The sequence below is a fragment of the Pseudomonas sp. 5C2 genome (genome assembly GCF_034314155.1).
Taxonomy (GTDB): domain Bacteria; phylum Pseudomonadota; class Gammaproteobacteria; order Pseudomonadales; family Pseudomonadaceae; genus Aquipseudomonas.
The window spans coordinates 129,725-151,476 of record NZ_JAVIWH010000002.1 but is presented as its reverse complement, the minus strand read 5'-3'; the positions used below and the strand labels follow the sequence as shown (position 1 = coordinate 151,476).

18 protein-coding genes are annotated in these 21,752 nt (G+C 58.2%); 16 read left to right on the top strand and 2 right to left on the bottom strand.

Annotation, left to right across the window (positions count from 1 at the left end; translation table 11 throughout):
• Positions 1 to 509 precede the first annotated feature (509 nt).
• From arnB to RGU44_RS01240, 9 genes are all read left to right on the top strand, one after another.
• Positions 510 to 1,658 (top strand): UDP-4-amino-4-deoxy-L-arabinose aminotransferase, encoded by a 1,149-nt coding sequence (arnB, locus tag RGU44_RS01280; RefSeq protein ID WP_322180509.1) that lies wholly within the window; start codon positions 510 to 512, stop codon positions 1,656 to 1,658.
• Complete coding sequence (arnC, locus tag RGU44_RS01275) at positions 1,655 to 2,671, top strand: undecaprenyl-phosphate 4-deoxy-4-formamido-L-arabinose transferase (protein ID WP_322178223.1); 1,017 nt, start codon at positions 1,655 to 1,657, stop codon at positions 2,669 to 2,671. Before arnB ends, arnC begins: the two co-directional genes overlap by 4 nt.
• Positions 2,668 to 4,659 carry a bifunctional UDP-4-amino-4-deoxy-L-arabinose formyltransferase/UDP-glucuronic acid oxidase ArnA gene (arnA, locus tag RGU44_RS01270; protein ID WP_322215284.1) on the top strand — a complete coding sequence of 664 codons (1,992 nt, stop codon included), beginning with the start codon at positions 2,668 to 2,670 and terminating at the stop codon, positions 4,657 to 4,659. Before arnC ends, arnA begins: the two co-directional genes overlap by 4 nt.
• The gene (arnD, locus tag RGU44_RS01265) at positions 4,659 to 5,543 is read left to right on the top strand and encodes a 4-deoxy-4-formamido-L-arabinose-phosphoundecaprenol deformylase (RefSeq protein WP_322178221.1); all 885 of its coding nucleotides are present in this window, start codon (positions 4,659 to 4,661) and stop codon (positions 5,541 to 5,543) included. Before arnA ends, arnD begins: the two co-directional genes overlap by 1 nt.
• Positions 5,540 to 7,186, top strand: a complete 1,647-nt coding sequence (gene arnT, locus RGU44_RS01260; RefSeq protein WP_322178220.1) for a lipid IV(A) 4-amino-4-deoxy-L-arabinosyltransferase — start codon at positions 5,540 to 5,542, stop codon at positions 7,184 to 7,186. The genes arnD and arnT overlap by 4 nt, the downstream gene beginning before the upstream one ends.
• A complete protein-coding gene (gene arnE, locus RGU44_RS01255; RefSeq protein ID WP_322178219.1) occupies positions 7,183 to 7,527 on the top strand; it encodes a 4-amino-4-deoxy-L-arabinose-phosphoundecaprenol flippase subunit ArnE in 345 nt (114 codons plus the stop codon). The genes arnT and arnE overlap by 4 nt, the downstream gene beginning before the upstream one ends.
• A complete protein-coding gene (gene arnF / locus RGU44_RS01250) occupies positions 7,524 to 7,937 on the top strand; it encodes a 4-amino-4-deoxy-L-arabinose-phosphoundecaprenol flippase subunit ArnF (protein WP_322178218.1) in 414 nt (137 codons plus the stop codon). Before arnE ends, arnF begins: the two co-directional genes overlap by 4 nt.
• Complete coding sequence (locus RGU44_RS01245; protein ID WP_322215282.1) at positions 7,934 to 9,310, top strand: UDP-glucose/GDP-mannose dehydrogenase family protein; 1,377 nt, start codon at positions 7,934 to 7,936, stop codon at positions 9,308 to 9,310. The genes arnF and RGU44_RS01245 overlap by 4 nt, the downstream gene beginning before the upstream one ends.
• A gap of 156 nt (positions 9,311 to 9,466) precedes the next feature.
• Positions 9,467 to 11,044, top strand: a complete 1,578-nt coding sequence (locus tag RGU44_RS01240) for an ArnT family glycosyltransferase (protein ID WP_322215278.1) — start codon at positions 9,467 to 9,469, stop codon at positions 11,042 to 11,044.
• 39 nt (positions 11,045 to 11,083) lie between these two features.
• Here the strand turns inward: RGU44_RS01240 and RGU44_RS01235 are convergent, their stop codons facing one another.
• Positions 11,084 to 12,547 carry an ArnT family glycosyltransferase gene (locus RGU44_RS01235; RefSeq protein ID WP_322215276.1) on the bottom strand — a complete coding sequence of 488 codons (1,464 nt, stop codon included), beginning with the start codon at positions 12,545 to 12,547 and terminating at the stop codon, positions 11,084 to 11,086.
• 237 nt (positions 12,548 to 12,784) lie between these two features.
• On the opposite strand from RGU44_RS01235, the gene RGU44_RS01230 reads away from it, so the two are divergent.
• From RGU44_RS01230 to RGU44_RS01215, 4 genes are all read left to right on the top strand, one after another.
• Complete coding sequence (locus tag RGU44_RS01230) at positions 12,785 to 13,156, top strand: ArsC family reductase (RefSeq protein WP_322215274.1); 372 nt, start codon at positions 12,785 to 12,787, stop codon at positions 13,154 to 13,156.
• A gap of 60 nt (positions 13,157 to 13,216) precedes the next feature.
• Positions 13,217 to 14,251, top strand: coding sequence for a 2,3,4,5-tetrahydropyridine-2,6-dicarboxylate N-succinyltransferase (dapD, locus tag RGU44_RS01225; RefSeq protein ID WP_322178213.1), 1,035 nt, complete (start codon positions 13,217 to 13,219; stop codon positions 14,249 to 14,251).
• A 66-nt stretch (positions 14,252 to 14,317) separates the two neighbouring features.
• The gene (locus tag RGU44_RS01220) at positions 14,318 to 15,523 is read left to right on the top strand and encodes a cysteine desulfurase (protein WP_322215271.1); all 1,206 of its coding nucleotides are present in this window, start codon (positions 14,318 to 14,320) and stop codon (positions 15,521 to 15,523) included.
• Positions 15,520 to 15,933 (top strand): SufE family protein, encoded by a 414-nt coding sequence (locus RGU44_RS01215; RefSeq protein WP_322178211.1) that lies wholly within the window; start codon positions 15,520 to 15,522, stop codon positions 15,931 to 15,933. Before RGU44_RS01220 ends, RGU44_RS01215 begins: the two co-directional genes overlap by 4 nt.
• Here RGU44_RS01215 and tcdA read toward each other — a convergent pair.
• Positions 15,909 to 16,739: a tRNA cyclic N6-threonylcarbamoyladenosine(37) synthase TcdA gene (gene tcdA / locus RGU44_RS01210; RefSeq protein WP_322178210.1), complete on the bottom strand. Its 831-nt coding sequence runs from the start codon at positions 16,737 to 16,739 to the stop codon at positions 15,909 to 15,911. The genes RGU44_RS01215 and tcdA overlap by 25 nt on opposite strands.
• Positions 16,740 to 17,038: 299 nt before the next feature.
• Between tcdA and RGU44_RS01205 the strand changes: the two genes are divergently transcribed.
• The 3 genes from RGU44_RS01205 to RGU44_RS01195 all read left to right on the top strand — a co-directional run bounded on the left by RGU44_RS01205 (position 17,039) and on the right by RGU44_RS01195 (position 21,688).
• Positions 17,039 to 19,627, top strand: a complete 2,589-nt coding sequence (locus RGU44_RS01205) for a glycosyltransferase (RefSeq protein WP_322178209.1) — start codon at positions 17,039 to 17,041, stop codon at positions 19,625 to 19,627.
• Positions 19,628 to 19,727: 100 nt separating this feature from the next.
• Entirely contained in the window at positions 19,728 to 20,879 is a 1,152-nt protein-coding gene (dapE, locus tag RGU44_RS01200; protein ID WP_322178208.1) for a succinyl-diaminopimelate desuccinylase, read from the top strand.
• Positions 20,879 to 21,688 (top strand): putative RNA methyltransferase, encoded by an 810-nt coding sequence (locus RGU44_RS01195; RefSeq protein WP_322183061.1) that lies wholly within the window; start codon positions 20,879 to 20,881, stop codon positions 21,686 to 21,688. Before dapE ends, RGU44_RS01195 begins: the two co-directional genes overlap by 1 nt.
• Positions 21,689 to 21,752: the final 64 nt, after the last annotated feature.

The window sequence follows — 21,752 nt, the reverse complement described above, 5'->3', positions numbered from 1 at the left end:
TGATTCGCACAGGATCGTAACAGGCCACCCCCGAAAATACTTTTTTGCCCACGTTAATGAACGACCTTAAGCAGACCGGCTGTATTCAACACATCCTAGGGCACGATGCAAAAATATTTGCCGCTGGATGGACAGTATTTGTTCAGGTTAGCTCCGCTATTGTAGGAAAGGTCTGACGGTACAGTCTGCGCGCGGACTCAGTACTCTACTGAACTAGCTTGACGCGCATACTGCTGTTGCACCTTTTCGCGTTAAGTTAAACTGTCTCGTGCGAATCGCCCTGCGCTCGCAGCTCCGCAAAACGGTCATGTAATAGAGTTCGCGCCATCCCGCTGAAGGTAAACGTAATTTTCACGATTCCTGAACTATGCTTTGCGCGAACAATTGTGTCGCGGCGCCGTTACCGACCCTGTCAGAGCGGCCCCGTATTTTCAAAGTAAACAGTATCTGTGGATATTGCAGACGGCTCGCTTCTTAAGCCGCAATGCTTTCCTGCGCTAGAGGATCCTATGAATCAAAGTTTCCTGCCCTTTTCCCGCCCGAGTATCGGTGACGAAGAAATTGCCGCCGTCGAGCAGGTTTTACGCTCCGGCTGGATTACCACAGGCCCGAAAAACCAGGAGCTTGAACAGCAATTTGCCGAACGCGTGGGCTGTCGTCACGCCGTCGCACTCTCGTCCGCCACCGGCGCGATGCATGTCACGTTGCTCGCCCTGGGCATTGGCCCTGGCGATGAGGTGATTACCCCGTCGCAAACCTGGGTGTCCACCGCCAACATGATCTGCCTGCTCGGCGCGACCCCGGTTTTCGTGGACGTCGACCGCGATACCCTGATGACTGACCTCGCCGCCATCGAAGCCGCCATCACCCCGCGTACCAAAGCCATCATCCCGGTGCATTACGCCGGGGCCGCCTTTGATCTGGACCCCCTCTACGCACTGGCCGAGCGTCACGGCATCATGGTGATCGAAGATGCCGCTCACGCAGCGGGCACCCTTTACCGGGGACGTGCGGTCGGCGCGCAAGGCACTGCCATTTTCTCGTTCCACGCGATCAAAAACATGACCTGCGCCGAAGGTGCGATGTTCGTCAGCGATGACGAGAACCTCGCCAACCGGGTCCGCATGCTCAAGTTTCACGGGCTCGGCGTGGACGCCTACGACCGCATGACCCATGGCCGCAAACCGCAGGCGATGGTCATTGAGCCAGGGTTCAAGTACAACCTGGCCGACATGAACGCCGCCATTGCCCTGGTGCAGCTCAAGCGCCTCGACGAGATCAATGCCAAGCGCGAGGTCCTGGCCCAGGCCTACCTCAAGCGCCTGGCAGACTTGCCGGTCCAGCCGCTTCTGCTGCCAAGCTATCCGCAGCAGCACGCCTGGCACCTGTTCATTCTGCGCATCGATGCCGAGCGCTGTGGCTTGGACCGCGAGGCGTTCATGAAAGGCTTGCAGGAGCAGAACATTGGCACCGGCATTCATTTTATCGCCACCCACCTGCACACCTATTACCGCAAGCAGTTCCCGTCGGTCCAGTTGCCCAACACCGAATGGAACTCGGCACGCCTGTGCTCGATCCCGCTGTTTCCCGACATGACCCTCGACGACGTCGAGCGCGTTGCGTGTGCTATTGAAACCACTCTGGAACGAAGCCTGTGAAACCTTATCCGATTCAGTGCGTTTCGATCGTCATCCCGGTCTACAACGAAGAGCAGAGCCTGCCTGAGTTGTTGCGCCGCACCGAAGCGGCCTGTGCACAGTTGCACCATGAATTCGAAATCGTTTTGGTCGACGACGGCAGCCGCGACAACTCTGCGCAAATCCTTCAGGACGCCTCGGAGCGTGAAGGCAGCTCCATTGTCGCGGTGATCCTCAATCGCAACTATGGCCAGCACGCGGCCATCATGGCCGGCTTCGAGCAATGCAAAGGCGATGTCGTCATCACTCTGGACGCCGACCTGCAAAACCCGCCGGAAGAAATTCCGCGCCTGGTTGCCCAGGCCGAGCTCGGCTACGACGTGGTGGGCACCGTGCGCAACAACCGTCAGGATTCAGCCTGGCGTCGTTGGCCGTCGCGCTTGATCAATCTGGCCGTGCAACGCTCCACCGGCGTGGCCATGAGCGACTATGGCTGCATGCTGCGGGCGTATCGACGCACGATCGTCGACGCCATGCTGGCCTGCCGCGAGCGCAGTACGTTCATCCCGATTCTGGCCAACAGCTTCGCCCGCCACACCACCGAGGTGCTCGTCCCGCACGCCGAGCGCGAACATGGTGATTCGAAATACAGCCCGATGCGCCTGATCAACCTGATGTTCGACTTGATCACCTGCATGACCACCACGCCCTTGCGCCTGCTGAGCATCCTCGGCTTCAGCATGGCCTTTCTCGGCGTGCTGTTCGCCGTGTTGCTCATCGGTTTGCGCCTGATTTTCGGCGCCACCTGGGCTGGCCACGGCACCTTTGTTTTGTTTGCTGTGCTGTTCGTGTTCACCGGCGGCCAGTTCATCGGCATGGGACTGTTGGGCGAATACCTGGGCCGCATGTACAGCGATGTCCGGGCCCGCCCGCGTTTTTTCATCGAAAAAGTGCTGCGCAGCCCGTCCGCGACGTCCGCTGTAAATGCTAACAGCTCACACCCGTCTTCATCTTCCACTCAGGTCACGTTATGAATCCTAAAGCTGTCGTCTTTGCCTATCACGATATTGGTTGTGCTGGCATCGAAGCCTTGCTCAACGCAGGCTATGAAATCGCTGCCGTGTTTACCCATGCCGACGACCCGAAGGAAAACACCTTCTACGGTTCCGTCGCGCAATTGTGTGCACGCAAAGGCATTCCGGTGCACGCCCCGGAAGATGCCAACCATCCTCTGTGGATTGAGCGGATCAGCAAACTCAACGTCGACTACCTGTTCTCCTTTTATTACCGCCATCTGCTGGGCGAGCAATTGCTGGCCTGCGCGAGCAAAGGCGCCTTCAACCTGCACGGCTCCCTGCTCCCGCATTATCGCGGCCGCGCCCCAGCCAACTGGGTCCTGGTGAATGGCGAAACCGAAACCGGCGTGACCCTGCACCGCATGGTCAAGCGCGCCGATGCCGGCGCTATCCTGGCTCAACAGCGTGTGGCCATCGAACGCTCCGACACCGCCCTGACCCTGCACACTAAGTTGCGCGACGCCGCTGCCAACTTGTTGCGCGACGCATTGCCGCTGCTGGCCCAGGGCAAGTTGACTGAAACCGCCCAGGACGACACCCAAGCGTCCTACTTCGGACGCCGCACCCCGGCCGATGGCCTGCTGGACTGGAAGCGCCCGGCCGAACAGCTGTTCAACCTGGTGCGCGCCGTGACCCAGCCTTACCCTGGTGCTTTCTGCCCGGTTGGCGAACACAAACTGATCGTCTGGAGCGCCGACGTCGTTGCCGGCAATGAAGGCATCGCCCCAGGCCGAGTGATCAGTTCCGATCCCCTGCGCATCGCCTGTGGCGAAGACTCCCTGGTGATCACCGCCGGTCAGCGTGGCGACGCCGGGCTGTACCTCAGCGGCCCGCAACTGGCCCGCGAACTGGGTCTGGTCGAAGGCTCGCGCATGGTCGGCAGCGAGTCGGCACGTGCCGTGCGTCGCACCCGTGTTCTGATCCTCGGCGTCAACGGCTTTATCGGTAACCACCTGTCCGAGCGCCTGCTGCAAGACGACCGCTACGAAATCTATGGCATGGACATCGGTTCCGACGCCATCGACCGCCTGCGCAGCCACCCGAACTTCCACTTCGTCGAAGGCGACATCAGCATCCACTCCGAGTGGATCGAATATCACATCAAAAAATGTGATGTCGTGCTGCCGCTGGTGGCCATCGCCACCCCGATCGAATACACCCGCAACCCGCTGCGCGTGTTCGAACTCGACTTCGAAGAAAACCTGAAGACCGTGCGTTACTGCGTGAAATACAACAAGCGCGTGATCTTCCCGTCAACCTCCGAAGTGTACGGGATGTGTACCGACCCGAATTTCGACGAAGACACCTCGAACCTCATCGTCGGCCCGATCAACAAGCAGCGCTGGATCTACTCGGTCTCCAAGCAATTGCTCGACCGGGTAATCTGGGCTTATGGTCAGAAAGGCCTGCGCTTCACCCTGTTCCGTCCGTTCAACTGGATGGGCCCACGCCTGGACCGTCTGGACTCGGCGCGGATCGGCAGCTCGCGTGCCATCACCCAACTGATCCTGCACCTGGTGGAAGGCACCCCGATTCGTCTGGTCGACGGCGGCGCACAAAAACGCTGCTTCACCGACGTGGCTGACGGCATCGAAGCCCTGGCACGCATCATCGAAGACCGCGATGACAAGTGCAACGGCCAGATCATCAACATCGGCAACCCGGACAACGAAGCCAGCATCCGCCAGCTGGGCGAAGAACTGCTGCGTCAGTTCGAAGCTCACCCACTGCGCTCGAACTTCCCTCCTTTCGCCGGTTTCCGTGACGTCGAAAGCCAGTCGTTCTATGGCACCGGCTACCAGGACGTGACCCACCGCAAGCCAAGCATCGATAACGCTCGCCGCCTGATCGACTGGACCCCAACCATCGAACTGAGCGAAACCATCGGCAAGACCCTCGACTTCTTCCTGCGTGAAGCAATGCTCGAAATCGCGGATAAACGCTAATGCAGGCAGGACTACGCATCGATGTAGACACCTATCGTGGCACCCGGGAGGGGGTGCCTCGGCTACTGGAAATGCTCGATGAGGCGCAGGTAAAAGCGACCTTTTTTTTCAGTGTGGGTCCGGACAACATGGGGCGCCATTTATGGCGTCTCTTCCGCCCCCAGTTCCTCTGGAAAATGCTGCGCTCACGTGCAGCCAGTCTTTATGGCTGGGACATTCTGGTGGCCGGGACCGCATGGCCGGGTAAACCCATCGGGCGTGATCTTGGCCATTTGATGCGGCAAACCCTGGATGCGGGTCATGAAGTCGGCCTGCACGCCTGGGATCACCATGGCTGGCAAGCCAATGCCGGACGATGGAGCGAAGCGGAGTTGATCGAGCAGATTCGCCGGGGCGTGGACTGTCTCAGCGATATCACCGGCCAGGCCGTTGAGTGTTCTGCTTCCGCCGGTTGGCGGGCCGATGAACGCATCGTTCAAGCTAAGGAATCATTCGGTTTTCGCTACAACAGTGACTGCCGAGGGCACAGTCTGTTTCGGCCAAGGTTGGGGGACGGCAGTCTGGGCACACCACAAATCCCGGTGGATTTACCCACTTTCGACGAGGTCGTCGGCCCGGATTTAAGTGCCAGCGATTTCAACGCATTCATTCTTGATCGATTCAACCCGACCGGACTAAATGTCTACACCATTCACGCAGAAGTAGAAGGGATTCTGATGGCTAACGACTTCCGTCAATTGCTGGCGCAGGCGCGTTTGCGAAATATTTTGTTCCAACCCCTTGGCGACTTGCTGCCAGCCGAGGCCAGCAGCCTGCCTGCTGGACAATTGGTGCGTGGCACACTGAGCGGCCGCGAGGGTTGGCTGGGAGTACAGCACGCATGATCCGGCGCTGGGCACTGCCCTTGCTGCTGCTTGCTTTTTGTCTGGCTTTTCTGCTCCCACTGGCCTCGCACGGCCTGTGGATTCCGGACGAAAGCCGCTACGCACAAATCAGCCAGGAAATACTCCTCAGCGGCAATTGGATTTCACCTCATTTCATGGGGTTGCGTTACTTTGAAAAGCCCATCGCCGGCTACTGGCTGATTGCAATCGGTCAGGCAGTATTCGGTGAGAATTTATTCGGTGTACGCATTGCCTCGGTGCTGAGCACTGGGCTCAGCGTTGTGCTGACCTATCTGATTGCAAAGCGCTTGTGGAACGATCCACGCAAAAGCTTTGCCTGCGCCCTGCTCTACATGAGTTTCGGTTTGATTGCTGGTCAGGCTGGCTATGCCAATCTCGACCCGCAATTCACCCTATGGGTGAACCTGAGCATGGTTGCGCTCTGGTTCGCCATCCACAGCACTGGCCGGGAACGACTGACCAGCTGGGTTTTACTCGGCTTGGCGTGCGGCATGGGGTTCATGACCAAAGGCTTCCTCGCCTGGCTGCTGCCCGCACTGATCGCACTGCCCTACATGCTCTGGCAAAAGCGCGTGCGTGAGTTGCTGAAATACGGGCCGCTGGCCATCGTCGTAGCGATTGTGGTGTGCTTGCCCTGGGCACTGGCAGTACAAACCCACGAACCCGACTTCTGGAGCTTTTTCTTCTGGCACGAGCACATCCGCCGCTTCGCCAGTGATGACGCTCAGCACTCTCAGCCTTGGTGGTTCTACCTGCCGATGCTGGTCGCTTCCAGCCTGCCTTGGGTTGCACTGCTGCCGACAACGTTCCTACAGGCGTGGCGAACCAAGCATCAGGCAAATACCGGCTTTCTGCTGCTCTGGATGCTGCTGCCACTGGCCTTTTTAAGCATGAGCAGAGGCAAACTGCCTACCTACCTCATGCCGTGCCTGATGCCGCTGGCATTGCTCATGGGTTACACGCTGATAGCTCAGATAGAGAAAGCCAAAAGCAGGACGATGCGTATCAATGGGCTGCTCAATCTGACGCTCGGCGTGATCGCCTTGCTCGCGTTGGTGTATGTGCAACTCAAACAACCGGTCTATGAAAACGAACCGCTGCACGTGTTATTGGTGGCCACCGCTCTGATCGGCTGGATAATTGCCAACGCCCTGCAAGCGATCAAACCCCTGCTCTACTGGGCCGCACCTGCGCTCGGCATTTGGCTGGTGGTCGCTCTGCTGCCAGCGGCCCTGCCCAACAGCCTGGTTTTCAACAAAACCCCCGACCTGTTCATCGCCCGCCACGCGCAGGAACTGGGTCAGGCACGGCATTTACTCAGCAACGATCTCGGCGCTGCCTCTGCCCTGGCGTGGCGTGTACAACGCCCCGATGTGGCGCTGTACAACACAATCGGCGAGCTCAAATATGGCCTGACCTACCCAGACGCCTCCGGTCGCACGGTCGGCCTTGAAGATGTCCAGCAATGGATAACTCTGGCTCGACGCGAAGGATCGGTAGGGGTCGTGATGCGGGTGAAAAGCGAAGACGAAGTGCATGAGGTCGACTTACTCCCCAAAGACGCCAAGCGTTATGAGGAAGGAAATATCGTGATACTGATCTTTTCGCAGTCACAACCATGACCCTACTTCTCTTGTTCGCGGCTAGCCTACTGAGCTGTTTCGGCCAGATTGCGCAAAAGTTTGCCGTGGAGAGCTGGCGCGGGCAAAGCCCCGGCATTCTTCTCGCTGCACGCTCTCTATGGCTATGGCTGGCGCTCGCCTGTCTCGGTTCTGGATTGTTGTTGTGGTTACTGGTTCTGCAACGGCTGGAAGTAGGTATTGCCTACCCGATGCTAAGCTTGAACTTCGTGCTTATCACCTTAGTGGCTCGATTCTTGTTCCACGAGCCCGTCGATAGCCGGCACTGGCTAGGTGTCGCATTGGTGATTGCGGGCGTGGTCCTGCTAGGACGGCAAACATGAGTCTGAAACGCGGTATCGCCTTGGCCATGGGCAGTGTTCTATTGGTTAGCACTGCACAACTCGGGATGCGCTGGAGCATGACACGCCTCCCATCCCCCACTCAGTGGCTCGAGGCGCTGGGCAGCGGCACTATTGACCCACTTGCCGCGGGTATTGTTATCGCCGCGATCCTTGCCTATGCCCTTTCCATGCTTTGCTGGCTTCTGGCTTTGCGAGACGTGCCACTAGCCCGAGCCTATTCACTGCTAAGTATCAGTTACGCGTTAGTCTATCTGCTCGCGGCCAGCCTACCGTTCTTCAACGAGCATTTCAGCGTATCAAAAACACTGGGGGTGACCTTGGTCATCCTGGGCGTCATTACGATCAATTCGCAACGAAATTCAGTAGTAAATTCTAGGAACTCCGTATGAAAATCAGCGTATTCGGTAGTGGTTATGTGGGCCTTGTACAAGCGACAGTTCTGGCTGAAGTCGGACATGATGTCATCTGCATGGACATCGACGAGAACAAGGTCAAGCAACTTCAACAGGGCCACGTCAGCATTTTCGAGCCTGGCCTTGCAGCCCTTGTAAGGGAAAACCTGGAAAGCAAGCGCCTGCATTTCACCAGTGATGAAAAGCTGGCCATCGAGCACGGTCAGGTGCTGTTCATCGCTGTCGGCACGCCTTCCAGCGATGACGGCTCAGCAGATCTCAGCGCTGTTTTCGCCGTAGGTGAGGCGGTTGCACGCCATCGCGTCGAACCGCTGATCCTCGTCGAAAAGTCCACAGTACCCGTGGGCACCGGCGACGCCCTGCGCATTCATACGGAAAAAGCATTGGCCGGACGCCCATTGGAGTTCGATATCGTCTCCAACCCCGAATTCCTTAAAGAGGGTTCGGCGGTCACCGACTGCCGTAAACCAGACCGCATTGTGATCGGTTGCGAACGTGAAGAAGTACGCGAGGTCATGCGCGATCTCTATGCACCGTTCAACCGCAACCACGACCGCATCATTTTCATGGATCTGCGTAGCGCCGAGCTGACCAAATACGCCGCCAACTGCATGCTGGCGACCAAGATCAGCTTTATCAACCAGATCGCCGAACTGGCCGAGCACCTCGGCGCCGATATCGAAGCCGTGCGTCTGGGGATCGGTGCAGACTCACGCATTGGTTATCACTTCATCTACCCTGGCGCCGGCTACGGCGGGTCGTGCTTCCCCAAAGACATGCGCGCCTTGATCCACAGCGCTCAAGAGGCGCATTGCTCAAGCGATCTGTTAGAGGCCGTGGAAGCCATCAACCAACGGCAGAAAACCAAGCTGTTCGAGCGTGTAAACGCCTTCTTTAAAGGTGACCTGAAGGGCAAAACCTTCGCGATCTGGGGCCTGGCATTCAAACCCAATACCGACGACATGCGCGATGCCCCTAGTCGCGTATTGATGGAAGCATTGTGGGAAGCTGGCGCGGATGTACGTGCCTATGACCCAGAAGCCATGCAGGAAACACAACGCATCTATGGCGATCACCCTCGTCTGGCCCTGATGGGTACACCAGAGTCAGCACTGAGCGGCGCCGATGCCTTGATCATCTGCACTGAATGGCAACAGTTCAAGGCTCCAGACTTCAAACTCATCCAGGAGCGTCTCAAAACACCGGTCATTTTTGACGGACGCAACCTCTACGACACCGAGAGAATGGCACGCAAGGGTTTCCACTACTTCCCAATGGGACGTGGCGATTCTCGCAACCTGCCGATCCCCCAGCAACAATGGAACGCCGACAGCAACACGCCCGAGTAACCTAGCGATCGGAGCCTGCCTTTAGCGGGCTCTGATCTCATGAATGACGAGTGTCTGTGAGCGCTCCTTTCGGGGGGATGCTCTGATGGTCTTATCTTTGTTTGGAGATTCACATTGGCATCCCTACCCTTGATAAGGCCCTCAACGGCGTCTTTGATGATCCTGCGCCAGCAATCTATCGGCCTGGGAGTTCTGGCACTGCTGCTGTTCATTGCAGGAGACTACCAGCAGGCCGCGATCGGTTTCGATTCACGCTTCATATTGTTTGCTGAAGAAATGTTGCGCCATGGCCCAGGTTTTTTCCCTACAACCTATGGCCAGCCTTATGCAGACTACTCTGCAACCTCTACATTTTTCATCTATCTGTTTTCCCTGCCTTTAGGGCGAGTGGTCAGCCTGACGGCCTGGTTGCCTACCGCCATCGCGTCAGCGGTGATGGTGTCGCTGATCTACCGCCTGATCGCTCCGTATTCGCGTCAGTGGGCTTTGCTTAGTATTGCCCTGCTCTTGCTGAGCAATAACTTCATTACTGAAACGCGTGCTGTGTCACTGGATCAGATGCTCGCGACAGTCGCCTTCGCCATCTTCTATCTGGGCTACGCAGCAGACCATTTCGAGGCGCCCAGGCGCATGGCTTTGATCCTGGCGTTACTGGTGCTGGGGTTCGCCATTCGCGGCCCGATAGGGTTAGTAGTACCGACGGGCATGCTGTGTAGCTATTACCTGTTGAATGGTCAGTGGCGGCGTTTTTTCACGTTTGGGTTAATGGCCCTCGCGATATTGGTAACGTGTATCGGAGTGCTGTTGCTGCTTGCCGACATCAGTGGTGGCTCGGCATTTATGCATGAAGTCGTGCGCATGCAATTCAGTTCACGCATGGATGGCTCGGAAGGATCGAGCAGCCCGCTGTACTATTTCACCAGCTCGGTTGGCAACTACGCGCTGGCATACCCGCTGGCCATTCTGGTGTTGGCCGTCACATTGATTGCAGGGCGCCAGCACAAGACTTCAGCGCTTCGACTGTTGCAGTTTTGCACCGCCGCCGGGCTGATCGTAATGATCGGACTGTCCATACCTCAGGCTAAAAAAGCACGCTACATGCTGCCGATGATACCGATGGCAGCGATTATCGCGGCTTATCCTTTTCAGGCAGTCGAAGGGCGTTTATTTGCCTGGTTGCGTGGCTTGACGCTGGGGATTTTGTTGCTGCTGCCGGGCTTGTTGATCGCTGGATTACTGGTGGCACGTCAGCGCTTTCCCGAACAGCTGGTGTCAATAAACGTGGTATTGACTGTACTGGTAGTGCTGCAGATCGCTGCATTGGCCCTGCTGTTCAAGCAGCAATGGCGAACTGTCGGCCTGGCAATCTGTGCAGTACTGGCGATGTGGTCGTGCTACATACTGGTCTTCGAACCCGTAGAACGTGAGCTTTACGACACCCGCAGTTTTACCTTGGCCGCACGTGATTTGATCCAGCGTGACCCGGCGCCTGTGGTTCTACATAGCATGGGTAAAGACGCGAAGGCCATCAAGTTCATGGTCAACATTCCCGAGGACCTGAAGCCGATATTCACTGATACACCTGAAGGCATCGAAGCGGTGCAGGGACCTGCCTGGCTGGTCATGGACAAGACCGATTACCAGGCACTGCAAAGCACTCGATTCGCGGCGCTCCAGCCCCTGCTGAGTGATCGATTCGACAAGAATGACTACGTGCTGTTGCACCTGCCGTAAGCTTTATCGAATGCGCCGTAGCGCATTCGATAAACCTGCTTATTGCCCGACGAAATAATAGTCGCGCTGGCCGATAGTGATTTTCTCCACCACCTTCAAGGGTGCAACAGGCTCGCTACGGCTTTCCATGATTGCGACATTGCCGGGCGTTGCGCTGAGAAACTGAGTCAACTCAGCCTCGGACTGCAATGCCTCAAGCCGGCTCTGGCTATAGAACACAGTGGCGCCAGCCAGCCGTTCGCTAGGTTTGAACAATACGACATGCTGCCCATTGGCTTGCAGAGCCTTGACCTGTGCAGTCAACGGCACAAAGGACTCGTTGCGGTCCGCACGTGGTGCCAGCCACAAAGCCGCTGCCAAGTAGCCCAAAATCACCGCGCCGAGGACCCCGAGCACCAACACGCGCCGATGGCGTAACAACCTGTCCGCAAAGGCCGAAGACGGAGCACGCTCCTGCAACCCCTTAAGCAACACCGCAGCATATTCAGCGGCAAGCACGGCCGCTGCGGGAGTGAGCGACATCAAATAGACCATGCGTTTGCTGGAGGCCAGGGTCAGCAAGATGAACTGTGCCACCAGCCACAGGCTGAAGAACAATAGGTAGCGATTACTCACCAAGGCTTTGCGAAAGTGCCAAAGGCCGAAATAGACCAGCAGGTTCCATGGCAGAAACGCTTGCGGCAGCTTGACCAGATAGTAATAAAACGGCTCAAAGTGCCCGGCGCCTTCGAATGAGCCACTGAAACGGCCTACGCTGTTGGCCCAGAGCACATCACCCAACATCTGCATGCCGCCACGCTGATACAACAGACCCAGCCATATCAGCAGCGGTATCAGACCCACCACAGTAAACAGCGCTGGACGCAACCAGCGCGAAACAGTGAGCCGTTTTTCAAGCACGCTCTCGGCGACCAGATAGGTAAAGATCACCACACCCGGCAACGCAAGACCCAGCACCCCCTTACTCAACGTAGCGATCATGATCCCGGATGCAAATAGCAGCCAGGAGCCAAGCGCAAAATGCCTTTGCTCGGCCTGTTGGCGGCTGGCATAAAAAAACGCCAGCAGCGCCAATGTGACACCAAGGCTAAGCAGTGCATCCTCACCGACCTGCCTGGAGTTACTCAAGTAGCTGGCCGTGGTGGCCATCAAGATCGCGGCGGCCCAAGCGATTGTCGCTGGCCGTCCGAGCTTGCGCAGCATGGCGTAAAGCAACATCAGACTGAACAGGCCAGCGAATGCCGATGCAAGTCGCACAGCCAACGGTGTCCCACCGAATAGTTTTATGGCGCTGGAGTCTAGCCACAGACTCAGAGGCGGTTTTTCCAGAAAGGGTTGTCCGTTGAGCTTGGGCACTATCCAGTCGTTATCGAGGTACATTTCCATAGCGATGCCCGCGACGCGAGGTTCAGCCGAGCCTTGCAATTGGTGATTACCCAATGCAAAGAAAAACAACAGACAACCCAGCACAAATAAAATAAAGGTGGGTAAAGGAGTACGCATTCAGTCACCAAAGGGGAAAGTAAATCCCAAAAAAAGCGGAGTCGTGTGCCAGAGTCGAAATACCTGCGAGTGGGTATCTCGCAGGTCCGAGGCGAAGGACGGAGAGCTTACCCGATCAAATATCGAAATTTCGTTAAGATCGCCAACTGATCCCGAAAGAGACAGCCGAAGCGCCAAATAGACGGACGTGGCATAATCACCCGTTGATTTTTTTGGACGGCGCGGGGAGTTTCGGGGATGGAAAATTCCTCCAATGAAAACAAGGGCTTACGCCTTTTCGGGATCAAGGCCTGCGACACCATGAAAAAAGCTCGCACCTGGCTCGATGAAAAAAACCTGAGCTACGATTTTCATGATTACAAAGCGGTAGGTATCGACCGTGAGCACCTGACTCAGTGGTGCAACGAACATGGTTGGCAGGTCGTTTTAAACCGGGCAGGGACTACCTTTCGCAAACTCGACGACGGACAAAAAGCCGATCTCGACCAAGCCAAGGCAATAGAACTGATGCTCGTGCAACCTTCGATGATCAAGCGTCCAGTGCTTGATCTCGGTGACAGAACCCTGATTGGCTTCAAGCCCGATCTGTATGCGGCGGCCTTCAAGTAAGCCAGAGCGCTACTGAAGCCCCCTTTTAATCAGTTAGAGAATTCAGTAAGAGGTATTTGCATGTCCACTACCCTGTTCAGCCTGGCGTTTGGTATCGGCACTCAGAACCGTCAAGGCGCGTGGCTGGAAGTCTTCTACGCACAGCCGTTGATCAATCCGTCGGCAGAAATCATTACAGCCATCGCACCCTTACTGGGTTACACCGGCGGTAATCAGGCCATCGCGTTCAATACCGATCAGGCTTCAAAACTGGCTGACGCGCTGAAATCCGTCGATGCTGGCCAAGCCGCCTTGCTGACCCGTCTGGCCGAAAGCCACAAGCCGCTGGTAGCAACCTTGCTGGCCGAAGACGCGGCACTGACCTCAACACCTGAGGCCTACCTGAAGTTGCATTTGCTGTCGCATCGACTGGTCAAACCTCACGGCCTGAGCCTGGCCGGGATTTTCCCTCTGCTGCCTAATGTCGCCTGGACCAGCCAAGGCGCTGTGGACCTGAGCGAACTGGCTGAGCATCAGCTGGAATCGCGTCTGAAAGGCGAGTTTCTGGAAGTGTTCTCCGTCGACAAATTCCCTAAAATGACCGACTACGTAGTGCCGAGCGGTGTGCGCATCGCTGACAGTGCACGCGTGCGTCTGGGCGCTTACATCGGCGAAGGCACCACGGTCATGCACGAAGGTTTCGTCAACTTCAACGGCGGCACCGAAGGCCCGGGCATGATCGAAGGTCGTGTCTCGGCGGGCGTATTCGTCGGCAAGGGTTCCGACCTGGGCGGCGGTTGCTCGACCATGGGCACGCTGTCGGGTGGCGGCAACATCGTCATCAAGGTCGGCGAAGGCTGCCTGATCGGTGCCAACGCAGGTATTGGCATTCCATTGGGTGATCGCAATACGGTGGAATCCGGACTGTACGTTACTGCCGGGACCAAAGTCGCGCTGCTCGACGAGAAAAACGCATTGGTGAAAGTGGTCAAGGCCCGCGACCTGGCAGGCCTTCCAGACTTGCTGTTCCGTCGTAACTCGCAGACCGGCGCCGTGGAATGCAAAACCCACAAGTCGGCCGTTGAACTGAACGCAACGCTGCACGCTCACAACTGATTGATCCCGCGTCGGCTTTTAGCGCTGCATACGTAGCGTTAAAAGCCGGCTATTGAGCTGAATAACATGCCCCTGCCCTCCCCCTGGCGCGCTGATTTTCCAGCCATCGCCGCACTGCAACGGCAAGGCCAGACCTATCTGGACAATGCCGCAACGACCCAAAAACCCCAGGCATTGATCGACGCGCTTAATCATTACTACGTCAATGGCGCGGCTAATGTGCACCGGGCACAGCATCTGCCGGGCGCCAACGCCACCCAGGCGTTCGAGAGCAGCCGCAGCAAGATTGCCCACTGGCTGAATGCGGGTGAGTCTGCACAGATCGTCTTCACCCACGGGGCAACATCAGCCCTGAATCTGTTGGCATATGGTCTGGAGCACGAGTGTGTTGCCGGTGATGAGATTGTCATCAGCGCGCTGGAGCATCACGCCAATCTGTTGCCTTGGCAGCAATTGGCGCACCGCTGCGATCTGAAGTTGATCATCTTGCCGCTCGACACCAACGGCCTGATTGATCTTGTGGCCGCCGCCGTACTGATCGGCCCCCGCACCCGTTTGCTGGCAGTCAGCCAGTTATCCAACGTGCTGGGCGCCTGGCAGCCACTGCCCGCGTTGCTGAGCATGGCCAAGTCCCATGGCGCATTGACGGTGGTGGACGGTGCCCAAGGCGTGGTCCATGGCCGGCATGACGTGCAAGCATTGGGCTGCGACTTCTATGTATTTTCCAGTCATAAACTGTATGGCCCCGAGGGTCTTGGCGTGCTGTATGGCCGCAATGAAGCGCTCGCGCGCCTGCATCATTGGCAGTTTGGTGGCGAGATGGTGCTGACCGCCGATTATCACACCGCCAGATTTCGCCCTGCGCCCTTGGGATTCGAAGCTGGTACACCGCCGATTGCCAGCGTGATAGGCCTCGGCGCGACCCTCGACTATCTGGCAAGCCTCGACCACATGGCCGTGGTTGCGCATGAAGCGGCTCTGCATCAATTGCTGCTGGACGGTTTGAACAGACGTGAAGGCATTTGCGTTCTGGGTGCTCCGCAATTGGCGCTGGTGAGTTTCGTCGTCGAAGGCGTGCACAACGCCGACCTGGCGCACTTGCTGACCGAACAGGGGATCGCTGTCCGCGCAGGGCATCATTGCGCCATGCCGTTACTCAAAAGCCTCGGCCTGCCAGGCGCAATCCGGGTGTCCTTGGCGCTGTACAACGACTCCGACGATCTCGAGCGCTTTTTCAGCGCGCTGGATCAAGCCTTGGAACTGCTGCGATGAGCCTGCCTGTCGACGCACAAACAGCCCTTGAAACCTTCAACCAATCCCACAGCTGGGAACAACGCGCACGTCTGCTGATGCAATGGGGCGAACGCCTGCCAGCCCTGAGTGACAACGAAAAAACCGAAGAACATCGCGTGCATGGCTGTGAAAGCCAGGTCTGGTTGCTCGGCAGCGTGACGGACGGCCACTGGCAGTTTCGCGCAGCCAGTGACGCACGCTTGATTCGGGGGCTGGTGGCCTTGCTGTTGGCGCGAGTCAACGGCCTCTCGGCTGAAGACTTGCAACAGGTGGATCTGCCGAACTGGTTCAATCAGTTGGGCCTGAGCCGACACCTCTCGCCCTCACGCAGCAACGGCTTGAACGCGGTGCTGCAGCGGATGCGTCAACTGGCCTCTGGCAGCGCCTGAACAGGCTTGGCGCGATCCGCCGGACGTCTCACGCCCGCGACAATCTTGTCCACCGCCTTGGTCGCCGCGACCATACCGAAGGTCGCGGTCACCATCATTACTGCACCAAACCCACCCGCGCAGTCCAGCTTGACCCCATCGCCAACGAAGCTTTTTTGCAGGCAAATGCTCCCGTCTGGCTTGGGATACCGCAACTGTTCGGTGGAAAACACACACGGCACGCTGTAGTGGCGAGTCACGGTGCGCGAGAACCCATAGTCACGGCGCAAGGTCGAGCGAACTTTGGAGGCCAGCGGATCGTTGAAGGTACGGTTGAGGTCGCAGACCTGAATCAGCGTCGGGTCAATCTGTCCGCCTGCGCCACCGGTGGTGATAATCTGGATTTTGCGCCGCTTGCACCAGGAGATCAGGGCGGCCTTGGCGTTGACACTGTCGATGCAGTCGAGCACGCAGTCGATATCAGGCGTGATGTATTGGGCCATGGTCTCGCGGGTCACGAAGTCAGCCACGGCATGCACCGTGCAATCGGGATTGATGGCGCGCAGGCGCTCGGCCATGACCTCGACCTTGGCCCGACCGATGGTGCCCTCCAATGCGTGCAACTGACGGTTGCTGTTGCTGACGCAGACGTCATCCAGATCGAACAGGGAGATTTCGCCGACACCGCAGCGGGCAATCGCTTCCGCCGCCCACGAGCCGACACCGCCGATCCCGACGACCGCCACATGGGCTGCGCGCAACCGCTCCAGGCCCTCGATGCCGTACAAACGGGCGACGCCAGCAAACCGCGGATCTTCTGTGTTCATGACCATTACCCCAAAAACCGGCGCGCATTATAGGTCGCTATGGGGCTCAGAGCATCTTTATCCTGATGAGCCGCCGTCGCGATCAACGTAACCCTGTATGCCTGACACTCTGTTGTATATTGCCTGCAAGACCCAGTATTTTGGACGACAAGACGACCTGCCAGCGAACTTAGTCGCGTGGCCGTTGACCAATAGCCAATCGGCTGGCTGTACAGCCCTATAAAGCCCAGAGTAGGATGCGCGCCGACCGGCGCTCGTCGGCTAATCCCTCGTTCCACCCTTTGGAACCAAAAGCATTTATGTCATCGCGTAGATTTGGACTCAATTTGGTGGTGGTCGTGGCAATTGCCGCGCTATTCACCGGTTTCTGGGCGCTGATCAATCGTCCGGTTACCGCTCCCGACTGGCCCGAGCAGATCTCCGGCTTTTCTTACTCACCTTTCCGTTCGGGACAAAACCCACAGGAAGGCATCTACCCGTCCGACGATGAAATGCGTCAGGACCTGGAGTTGATCAGTAAGCAGACCGACAGTATTCGGACTTACTCTGTCGACGGCTCGCTGGGGGACATCCCAAAGCTCGCTGAAGAGTTCGGTCTGCGAGTGACTCTGGGGATCTGGATCAGCCCCGACGAAGCGCGCAACGAGCGCGAGATTGTCCGAGCAATCGAGCTGGCCAACTCATCGCGCAGTGTGGTTCGCGTGGTGGTGGGCAACGAAGCCCTGTTCCGTCGCGAAATCACGGTCAAACAACTGAGCGTCCTGCTGGACCGGGTGCGTGCCGCCGTCAAAGTACCGGTGACCACCTCCGAGCAATGGCACATCTGGGAAAAATACCCGGAGTTGGGCAAGCACGTTGATTTGGTCGCTGCGCACATCCTCCCTTATTGGGAATTCATTCCAGTCGACAAAGCCGGTCAATTCGTACTTGATCGCGCCCGTGAACTGAAAAAAATATTCCCGAAAAAGCCGCTGCTGCTGTCGGAGGTTGGCTGGCCGAGCAATGGCCGTATGCGTGGCGGTGCCGAGGCAACTCAGGCGGATCAAGCCATTTACCTGCGTACGCTGGTCAATAAACTCAACCGCCAGGGCTACAACTACTTCGTGATCGAGGCCTTCGATCAGCCGTGGAAAGCCAGTGATGAAGGCTCGGTGGGCGCCTACTGGGGCGTGTATAACGCTGCGCGCCAGCAGAAATTTAACTTTGAAGGGCCGGTTGTCGCGATTCCGCAGTGGCGGGTTCTGGCGATTGGCTCCGTGGTGCTGGCGCTGCTGTCCCTGGCATTGCTCCTGATCGACGGTTCGGCGCTACGCCAGCGGGGTCGCACGTTCCTGACCTTTACCGCGTTCCTGTGTGGTTCGGTGCTGGTCTGGATCGGTTACGACTACAGTCAGCAATACAGCACCTGGTTCAGTCTGACCGTAGGCTTCTTGCTGGCACTTGGCGCCATGGGCGTGTTCATCGTCCTGTTGACCGAGGCCCACGAACTGGCTGAAGCGGTCTGGACCCACAAGCGACGCCGCGAATTCCTGCCCGTGGACACCGACAATGCGTATCGACCGAAAGTCTCGATACACGTGCCCTGCTACAACGAGCCACCGGAGATGGTCAAACAGACCCTGAATGCTCTGGCCGCTCTCGACTATCCGGACTTCGAAGTTCTGATCATCGACAACAACACCAAAGACCCGGCGGTCTGGGAACCGGTCAAGGCCCATTGTGAAATGCTCGGCCCGCGCTTCAAGTTCTTCCATGTCGCGCCACTGGCCGGTTTCAAAGGTGGTGCACTGAACTACCTAATCCCGCACACGGCGCCGGACGCTGAAGTGATTGCAGTGATCGACTCGGATTACTGCGTCGACCGCAACTGGCTCAAACACATGGTCCCGCACTTCGCCGACCCGAAAATCGCCGTGGTGCAGTCGCCGCAGGATTACCGCGACCAGAACGAAAGCACCTTCAAGAAGCTCTGCTACTCGGAATACAAAGGCTTCTTCTATATCGGCATGGTCACCCGTAACGACCGTGACGCGATCATTCAGCACGGCACCATGACCATGACCCGACGTTCGGTGCTTGAAGAACTGGGCTGGGCGGACTGGTGCATCTGTGAAGACGCCGAGCTGGGGCTGCGCATATTCGAGAAAGGGTATTCGGCCGCCTATTCGCACAACAGCTACGGCAAGGGTTTGATGCCGGACACCTTCATCGACTTCAAAAAGCAGCGTTTCCGTTGGGCGTATGGCGCGATTCAAATCATCAAGCGCCACACGTCGAGCCTGCTGCGCGGTAAAGATACCGAGCTGACCCGTGGGCAGCGCTATCACTTCCTCGCGGGCTGGTTGCCGTGGGTCGCCGATGGCATGAATATCTTCTTCACCGTCGGCGCGTTGCTGTGGTCGGCGGCGATGATCATCGTGCCTAACCGTGTCGATCCGCCGTTGTTGATTTTCGCGATCCCGCCATTGGCCCTGTTCGTGTTCAAGGTCGGTAAGATCATCTTCTTGTACCGCCGTGCAGTGGGGGTCAACCTCACGGACGCATTCTTTGCGGCGCTGGCGGGGCTCGCCTTGTCGCACACCATCGCCAAAGCGGTGCTCTACGGCTTCTTCACCACCAGCATCCCATTCTTCCGTACACCGAAGAACGCAGCCAGTCATGGTTTTCTGGTCGCCCTCTCGGAAGCTCGAGAAGAAGTTTTCATCATGCTGCTGCTGTGGGGCGCGGCCGCCGGTATCTGCCTGGTACAGGGCCTGCCGAGCGCCGACATGCGCTTCTGGGTGACCATGCTTCTGGTGCAATCGCTGCCGTACCTGGCGGCGCTGATCATGGCCTTCCTGTCTTCGCTGCCCAAGCCGGTAGCCGTGGCGGAACCCGCAACTGTTTGACCTGTTACTGCGTAACGTTAAACGGCGGCCTTTGGGTCGCCGTTTTGCTTTAAGATAAGCGCCTTTTCCGCGCCTAGAACCTTGTTACCGGAGTCCTTTCATGACGGCCCCAGCCGACCTTTCGCCCACTCTCCAACTCGCCTGCGACCTGATCCGTCGTCCATCGGTCACGCCGATCGACGCCGACTGCCAAGCGATGATGATGCAACGCCTGGGCGATGCCGGTTTCAAACTGGAACCCATGCGTATCGAGGATGTGGATAACTTCTGGGCCACCCATGGCAACCACGAAGGCCCGGTGCTGTGCTTCGCCGGGCACACTGACGTGGTGCCGACCGGCCCGCTTCAGGCCTGGCAGAACGATCCGTTCGACGCATTGATCGATGAGCATGGCATGCTGTGCGGACGTGGCGCGGCTGACATGAAAGGCAGCCTGGCGGCAATGCTGGTGGCGGCTGAACGCTTTGTCGGCGATCACCCGAACCATAAAGGCTCGGTGGCGTTCCTGATCACCAGCGACGAAGAAGGCCCTGCACACCACGGCACCAAGGCGGTGATCGAGCGACTGGCGGCACGTAAAGAGCGCCTGGACTGGTGCATCGTCGGCGAACCGTCGAGCACCACACTGGTGGGCGATATGGTCAAAAACGGCCGTCGCGGTTCATTGGGTGCAAAACTCACCGTGCGCGGGATCCAGGGCCATGTGGCCTACCCGCATCTGGCGAAGAACCCGATCCATCTGGCAGCACCGGCGTTGGCCGAACTGGCCGCCGAGCACTGGGATAACGGCAACGCCTTCTTCCCGCCGACCAGTTTTCAGATCTCCAACCTCAACTCAGGCACCGGCACGACCAACGTCATCCCCGGCGAGTTGTCGGCGATGTTCAACTTCCGCTTCTCCACCGAATCCACCGTCGAGGCCCTGCAGCAGCGGGTCGCCACCATCCTCGACAAGCATGGGCTGGACTGGCATGTGGAATGGGCCTTGTCCGGCCTGCCGTTCCTCACCGAACCCGGCGCGCTACTCGACGCAGTGTCCGCAAGCATCAAGGCCGTCACCGGGCGCGACACCCAGGCATCGACCAGCGGCGGCACCTCGGACGGGCGGTTTATCGCCACGATGGGCACGCAAGTCGTCGAACTGGGCCCGGTCAACGCCACGATCCATCAGGTCAATGAGCGCGTTCTGGCCAGCGATCTCGATGTCCTGACCGAAATTTACTACCAGACTCTGGTCGAATTGCTCGCATGATGCTGACTTGCCCGATTTGCGCAGCAGCGCTCAGCGCAGTTGATAACGGCGTGGTGTGCCCCCTTGGTCACCGCTTCGACCGTGCGCGCCAAGGCTATTTGAACCTGCTGCCGGTTCAACACAAAAACAGCCGCGACCCTGGCGACAATCAGGCCATGGTCGAGGCACGGCGCGACTTTCTCAATGCAGGCCATTATGCGCCGGTCGCCAAGCGCCTGGCGGAACTGGCCGCCGAACGCGCACCCGCTCGTTGGCTGGACATCGGTTGTGGCGAGGGTTATTACACCGCGCAAATCGCTGCGGCCCTGCCGGATGCGGATGGCTATGCGCTGGATATTTCCCGCGAAGCGGTCAAGCGTGCATGCCGGCGCGATCCAAAAATCACTTGGTTGATCGCCAGCATGGCCCGCGTGCCACTGCCCGACGACAGCTGCCAGTTCCTTGCCAGCGTGTTCAGCCCGCTGGACTGGCACGAAGCCAAACGCCTGCTGAGCACCGGCGGCGGCTTGATGCGCGTCGGCCCGACCAGCGAACACCTGATGGAGCTGCGTGAGCGGCTCTACGACGAAGTGCGTGAGTACGTCGATGACAAACACCTGATGCAAGTGCCCGCTGATATGCAGTTGCAGCACAGCGAGACCTTGCGCTTTACCCTGAGCCTGGTCGATGCTCAAGCCCGTGCCAACTTGCTGGCCATGACGCCCCACGGTTGGCGCGCCAGCGCCGAACGCCGGGCCAATGTCATTGAGCAGCCGGAGCCGTTCGAAGTGACGGTTTCGATGCGTTACGATTATTTCGTGCTTCAATAATCTGCGAATCCACACACACCGAATCGATGCTGCCTTGCCTGTGCGGGGCAGCCGAATGAATCCG

Excerpts from the sequence above, each read along its gene's own strand:
- tcdA (WP_322178210.1), bottom strand. The coding sequence starts at position 16,739 with ATGAACACAGAAGATCCGCGGTTTGCTGGCGTCGCCCGTTTGTACGGC.
- arnD (WP_322178221.1), top strand. The coding sequence starts at position 4,659 with ATGCAGGCAGGACTACGCATCGATGTAGACACCTATCGTGGCACCCGG.
- RGU44_RS01240 (WP_322215278.1), top strand. The coding sequence starts at position 9,467 with ATGATCCTGCGCCAGCAATCTATCGGCCTGGGAGTTCTGGCACTGCTG.
- arnE (WP_322178219.1), top strand. The coding sequence starts at position 7,183 with ATGACCCTACTTCTCTTGTTCGCGGCTAGCCTACTGAGCTGTTTCGGC.
- RGU44_RS01220 (WP_322215271.1), top strand. The coding sequence starts at position 14,318 with ATGCCCCTGCCCTCCCCCTGGCGCGCTGATTTTCCAGCCATCGCCGCA.
- RGU44_RS01205 (WP_322178209.1), top strand. The coding sequence starts at position 17,039 with ATGTCATCGCGTAGATTTGGACTCAATTTGGTGGTGGTCGTGGCAATT.
- arnA (WP_322215284.1), top strand. The coding sequence starts at position 2,668 with ATGAATCCTAAAGCTGTCGTCTTTGCCTATCACGATATTGGTTGTGCT.
- RGU44_RS01230 (WP_322215274.1), top strand. The coding sequence starts at position 12,785 with ATGGAAAATTCCTCCAATGAAAACAAGGGCTTACGCCTTTTCGGGATC.
- arnB (WP_322180509.1), top strand. The coding sequence starts at position 510 with ATGAATCAAAGTTTCCTGCCCTTTTCCCGCCCGAGTATCGGTGACGAA.
- RGU44_RS01215 (WP_322178211.1), top strand. The coding sequence starts at position 15,520 with ATGAGCCTGCCTGTCGACGCACAAACAGCCCTTGAAACCTTCAACCAA.
- dapD (WP_322178213.1), top strand. The coding sequence starts at position 13,217 with ATGTCCACTACCCTGTTCAGCCTGGCGTTTGGTATCGGCACTCAGAAC.
- dapE (WP_322178208.1), top strand. The coding sequence starts at position 19,728 with ATGACGGCCCCAGCCGACCTTTCGCCCACTCTCCAACTCGCCTGCGAC.
- arnT (WP_322178220.1), top strand. The coding sequence starts at position 5,540 with ATGATCCGGCGCTGGGCACTGCCCTTGCTGCTGCTTGCTTTTTGTCTG.
- RGU44_RS01245 (WP_322215282.1), top strand. The coding sequence starts at position 7,934 with ATGAAAATCAGCGTATTCGGTAGTGGTTATGTGGGCCTTGTACAAGCG.
- RGU44_RS01235 (WP_322215276.1), bottom strand. The coding sequence starts at position 12,547 with ATGCGTACTCCTTTACCCACCTTTATTTTATTTGTGCTGGGTTGTCTG.
- RGU44_RS01195 (WP_322183061.1), top strand. The coding sequence starts at position 20,879 with ATGCTGACTTGCCCGATTTGCGCAGCAGCGCTCAGCGCAGTTGATAAC.
- arnF (WP_322178218.1), top strand. The coding sequence starts at position 7,524 with ATGAGTCTGAAACGCGGTATCGCCTTGGCCATGGGCAGTGTTCTATTG.